The organism is Streptomyces sp. NPDC031426, from assembly GCF_055581585.1.
Map to the genome: position 1 here is coordinate 1 of NZ_JBVIJE010000084.1, position 5080 is coordinate 5080.

Here is a 5080-nt window from a genome sequence, read left to right on the forward strand (position 1 = left end):
GAGTACGAGGAAGCCTTCTGGCAGAGCCAGGAGCAAACCCCGCAGTCCGCCTGAAACAAGATCACCGGACTCTACGAAACTCGGGGCAGCTCAGGCCAGGGGGGATCTCGCCTTCTGCCCGGCGTCACTTCGGCCGCGAGACCGGAAAAATTTCATGCCCGGATCATAGGGATGCCACGCACGCCTGTTCGACGAAGGGTGCGAGTCCGGTCGGTCTATCCGTGGAGGAGGCTCCGATGAGCCTGGACACGTTAGTTGGAACCGGTGAGGCTCCGCGAGCTGGTGGTTTCTAGTCGGCGGGACAGGCTTGTTGGCACCAAGTGGTCACGCCTCTTGCAACCAACCGCGAGTTGTCGGTCTTCTTGGCGTCAGTTCGCTAGGTTCTGTCCGCTCCGCAAGCGGCGCCCAGCCGCACCCGGTGACGCTGGAGGTCGACCTCGGCGACCTTCACCGTGATCAGCTCGCCTTCATCGACAACCTGATCCGGGGTCTCGACCGGCTCGTCAGTCAGTTCAGAGAGATGAAGGAACCCCACAACGTCGGGAGCAAGCTGCACGAATACACCAAAAGGAATGATCTTGGTGATCGGCCCGGTGAGGACCCGGCCGACCTGATCCGCAAAGCGAATCAGTGGATCTCCCTGCAGAGCCTTCAACGAGAGAGTGACCTGTCCGGAGCGCGTCTCGGCAATGATCACCTCAGCGGTGATCCGCTGGCCGACTTCGACTGCCTCGGAGGGGTGGTTGATCCAGCCCCACGTCAGGTCCGGCACCCGGATGAAGCCGGTGCACAGGCCGTCCGGTTCGCCATCGATGTGAACGAAGACCCCGAAGTTGTGGACCGCGGAGACCGTCCCAGCAGCGACCTGCCCTGTTTCAAACGAGAGGAGAAAGGACCGCAAGGCCGGACTTTCGCATGCCCTGGCGGAGAGGTGGAGCTGACCTTCGCGCCAACGCCCGATCTCTTCGGCATTGATCTCCTGGCCGACCTCAAACAGCTCGGATGGATGCTCCATCCGACGCATCGACGCCTCATGTCGAGGAATCCGACCGATCTCGGCTTTCCCCCCTTCAGCATCTACGAGCTGCACCAGGACGTCCGCTCCGTCGAACCCGGCGACCTTCACCGTTCTTACGGCACCCGGCCGGAGCTGGTCGATCAAGAACTGCATGCGAGGGTCGGCTGGCACGGACATGGAGGTGAGCCTAGTCGGCGCTGGCCGCGCTGGTTCCAACTCTCGTGACCAGGTTCCAACTAGCGTGTCACGGCTCATCCGAATCACAAGCTGAGCACCGAAGCGGCCAACTCGCGTGCTCAGTCACACCTCCGCGCTGCGCCGGCGTGGTTCGCCTTGCCCCGGAAATCGAACACGCGCTCTATTAGCGGGTGTGCGCGGCGGCGAGCACGGGAAGGATGTGCAGCGCAGCGGCCGTCGCGTCACGGCCGGCGTGCCGGGCTGCCATCTGATCGGCGGCGAGCTCCTGGTGGCGAGCCAGGGACTGCGAGGTCCGCAGGAACATCCGGGCGTAGCCGACGTACAGGGTGCCGATCGCGTAGTGCAGCCGGGTGCTGCCCTCGCGAAAAACCTCCACCGTGTGCAGTACCGCAGTCCGGCCGCGCATCGTGACACCGCCGAGCCGGGTGTCGAGGTTGCTGTAGTGCCCGAACTCGTGGGCGAGGACGGCGCGCAGCTGCGGGACGGTCAGCCCGGCGAGCAGCGGCAGGCCCAGGAGCATACGGCGGCGTCCGGGCAGCAGCCCCAGCAGGCGGCTTTGTTCGGCAACCTTGGCGTTGACCTCAGCAATCAGATGGAGCTCATCGGGCGGCCGCTGCCCCGTCACTTCGGCAGCGACTCGTATCTGTTCCCACAGCTCGGGCTGGTCCTGAGGAGTGACAGCCACCGCGTGTGGCACCGGGCCCAGACGCCCAGCTCGCAGAAAGGCGAACATGCCCCGCAGAATCGCCGCCGCCAGCAGGACGGTGACGGTCAGGGCCATGCCTTCGAACCAGGCCGCCCGCGCGGTGAACAACCGTGTCAGCAGCAGCCAGTCGAGCACCGCCATGGCCAACAACAGAACCACGCCCATCACAAAGAAGCCGACCAGCAGCGCGAACGCGCGGACAGCGCGCAGTCGGAACGTCATCCCGAAATCCCCCGCCCACATGGTTCAACAGCCCGAGGAGGCCAAAGCGCTCGCGGATACTACCTGCAGCTTTGCGAGCGGGTCCGCCCCTCCCCGATGACCGAGGCAGACATTTCCGCTCAGAACCCGGCACACCATCGCCTATGGCCCTGGACCTGGAGCAGAACCTCCACTCTTGCGTTCGGACGGCTCCGGCACCACTGATGCGGTCTGTAAACACGGCTTGATGACCCAGGTCAAGCCTTGCTCACAGCCTCGGTCGACGGCGGTCCGGGGATGCCGTATCTGCTGCGCGGGGTGCGGCCGCGGCTCGCGCTGGAGCTGGGTGAGCTGATGAACCGCGTCCTCACCGAGAACCCCGGCCGGGCGTTCGCCGTCGAGTGGCGCTGAGCGCGAGAGCGGACCGGGTCAGCGGCAGAGCTTGTCCAGGTCCTCCGAGAAGGACGGGAACTCGGCCTGTGCCTCGGTGATGATGTCCCGGGCGGGTCGGCGCGCCGTGGTGGCGTGGCGCTCGGCGAGTTCGGTCAGTGCCGGGTTCGGTCGCGCTTCGCGCTGCTCGTACTCGACGACCTCCATCGGGCCGAGGCCGTCGGCCAGCAGCCACAGGAAGTCGGACAGGTTTCCGGCCACGACGCCACGCTCGCCCTCCGAGCCCAGGAACACCACGGGCTGTTCGGCGAGGGGCCGGCCCGGGCGCACACGCCACAGGGCGACGAGGCCGCCGGTGCCGTCCTGTCCGAAGACCCGGTAGGCGTCGCCGTCCAGTTCGTGGTTGCCGGTCCAGTTGCGGATCCAGTCGGTGGTCTCCTCGGCGGAGTCGAAGGCGCCGTAGGGCTCGAAGTCCACGCCCTCGCCGTCGTCGTAGTCAAACTCCACCTGGGCGACGGCGGCCAGGGCGGGCGGGAAGCGGCGGTCGTCGCCGGTCGTCTCGATCATGCCGGCAGGCTAGCCGCCGCCACTGACAACGGCCCTGGCCGACGGAGATGTCCACGGAGGGGCGCGGTTTCGCCGCCGCGGCCAGGGCCTCGTGCATGGGGTGGGTCCCTCTTAAAGAGCGTTTTGTCCCGGCGAGGTTGTTTGGTGGTGCTTCGAAGGGTGAGCGGGTCTGCGACTACTGAGGCGAGGGTGGTCAGTGCGGGCTGTGCGACAGGAGACTCCATACCAGTGCCCGTTTGCGTCGAGTGGCTCCTGTCTGATCCCCAAGCGCCCCCGGTTAGCACTGCTTGCACCCTGGGGACGGGTACGTGCCTGACGGTACTACCGAAACATGACGCGACAGCGCCCGTACCCCAGCGACCTCTCCGATGCGCGCTGGGAGTTGATCGGCCCCACGCTCACCGCCTGGCGAACCGAACGCAGAGGCAAGGGTCTGGACATCGGTCGACCGCCCGAGCACGACCTGCGCCGCATCATGGACGCCATCCTCTACGTCGACCGCACCGGGATCCCCTGGCGCTACCTGCCACACGACTTCGCACCGTGGGAGACGGTGTACGGCTACTTCGCCGCCTGGCAGAAGGAAGGCGTCTTCGACCAGCTCAACGGCCTGCTGCGTCGCCTGGTGCGTGAAGCCGAAGGCCACAACCCCGAACCGAGCGCCTGCGTGCTGGACGCCCAGAGCGTCAAGACCTCCGCCAACGTGCCCGCGGCCGGCCAAGGCGTCGACGCGGGCAAGAAAATCGCAGGTCGTAAGCGCCATATCGGGGTCGACACCCTCGGACTGCTGCTGGCCGTATGGGTGACCGCGGCCAGCGTCTCTGACAACGCCGGCGGCATCCAGATGCTCTCGCAGATTTCCGCCGCAACCCCTCGAGTGACCAAGGCGTGGGCCGACACCGGCTACCGGACGAAAGCCATCGACCATGGCGCCCGCCTCGGAATCGACGTCGAAGTCGTCCAACGCGATCCCGGCATCAAAGGGTTCAAGGTGATCCCCCGACGTTGGGTGGTCGAGCGGACCTTGTGCGCCACGCGGCGCTCTGTTTGTATCCCCGGCTGAGCCGGGAGGAACTCGGAAGGAGGTTCCTGGGCTCGATGACTTACCTGGATCCGAAAGGTGAAGGGGACAACAGCATGTCAGAAAACCAGTGACCGGGCTTAGTTGTCAGAGACGGTGCACTGGGTGGCCCGCGCGATACGGCGAAGACTGGATTGTTTGAAGCCCAATCTCCAGAAGATGCAAGTTCCCATCCGCCGGAAGGACAGTTGAAACCGGCGCCGCGCTCTGCTCTGGCTTCGATCGTGCGGCCGGAGCAACTTCCGGAGCTCGGAGCGATGTCCAGCGAGGACATTCAAGGAGATGAGTGGGACGCCTAAGTCGCGCTAGAACGTACAGACAGAGACGAACGTGGGATCGCCTACGGGACGCGAGTCCTATGGCGACGGAGGCCCCGTAGTAGTCGCCGGAGTAACGACCGGCCAGGGAGGGCGGGAAAGCCGTCCACATCGGGCGAAGGGGGCCAGGTGATCCGGACACCACAGAGTCGGGAGGTATGCGAAATGCAGAGTGCCAAAACGGTGCTGGGTGTCCTGCGTGAACGCGGCAGGCGTGGCCTGCCGTGCGAGGAACTGTATCGGCAGTTGTTCAACCCGCAGTTGTATCTGCTGGCCTACGGGCGGATCTACGCCAACCATGGCGCGATGACGCCCGGGGTAACGTCGGAAACCGTGGACGGCATGTCGCAGCGGAAGATCGGACGGATCATCGAGGCGATGCGCCACGAGCGCTATCGCTTCCGTCCGGTCCGGCGTGTCCATATCCCGAAGAAGAACGGGAAGATGCGTCCGCTGGGGCTGCCGACCTGGTCGGACAAGCTCGTTGGTGAAGTGGTCCGTCTGTTATTAGACCTCGTCTCATTTGGTGAGTCTGCGGTAGCAGATGAGGCTGCAGGCGATGGCGGTGAAGGCCATGAAGTGTTCGGCTTTGCGCTCGTAGC

General features: G+C 65.4%; 3 protein-coding genes and 3 pseudogenes. 3 read left to right on the top strand and 3 right to left on the bottom strand.

Translation table 11 applies throughout. The annotated features are described in order from the left end of the window. Positions 1-376 precede the first annotated feature (376 nt). Positions 377-1195, bottom strand: coding sequence for a S1 RNA-binding domain-containing protein (locus ACZ5NH_RS45180; RefSeq protein ID WP_468784276.1), 819 nt, complete (start codon positions 1193-1195; stop codon positions 377-379). Positions 1196-1379: 184 nt separating this feature from the next. Beyond that, entirely contained in the window at positions 1380-2144 is a 765-nt protein-coding gene (locus ACZ5NH_RS45185; protein ID WP_468784278.1) for a M48 family metallopeptidase, read from the bottom strand. Positions 2145-2399: 255 nt separating this feature from the next. Here ACZ5NH_RS45185 and ACZ5NH_RS45190 point away from each other — a divergent pair. Further along, positions 2400-2534: pseudogene (locus tag ACZ5NH_RS45190) on the top strand (phosphotriesterase family protein); the annotation flags it as partial. Between the two features lie 18 nt (positions 2535-2552). Here the strand turns inward: ACZ5NH_RS45190 and ACZ5NH_RS45195 are convergent. After that, positions 2553-3080, bottom strand: a complete 528-nt coding sequence (locus tag ACZ5NH_RS45195) for an SMI1/KNR4 family protein (RefSeq protein ID WP_468784280.1) — start codon at positions 3078-3080, stop codon at positions 2553-2555. A 331-nt stretch (positions 3081-3411) separates the two neighbouring features. Between ACZ5NH_RS45195 and ACZ5NH_RS45200 the strand changes: the two are divergent. Together ACZ5NH_RS45200 and ACZ5NH_RS45205 are read left to right on the top strand one after the other, a co-directional pair. Continuing rightward, a pseudogene (locus ACZ5NH_RS45200) lies at positions 3412-4104 on the top strand (IS5 family transposase); the annotation flags it as partial. A gap of 539 nt (positions 4105-4643) precedes the next feature. Next, positions 4644-4991 (top strand): annotated as a pseudogene (locus tag ACZ5NH_RS45205) (maturase); the annotation flags it as partial. Positions 4992-5080 lie beyond the last annotated feature (89 nt).

Coding starts and splice junctions, on each gene's coding strand:
- ACZ5NH_RS45180 (WP_468784276.1), bottom strand. CDS start 1,195: ATGTCCGTGCCAGCCGACCCTCGCATGCAGTTCTTGATCGACCAGCTC.
- ACZ5NH_RS45185 (WP_468784278.1), bottom strand. CDS start 2,144: ATGACGTTCCGACTGCGCGCTGTCCGCGCGTTCGCGCTGCTGGTCGGC.
- ACZ5NH_RS45195 (WP_468784280.1), bottom strand. CDS start 3,080: ATGATCGAGACGACCGGCGACGACCGCCGCTTCCCGCCCGCCCTGGCC.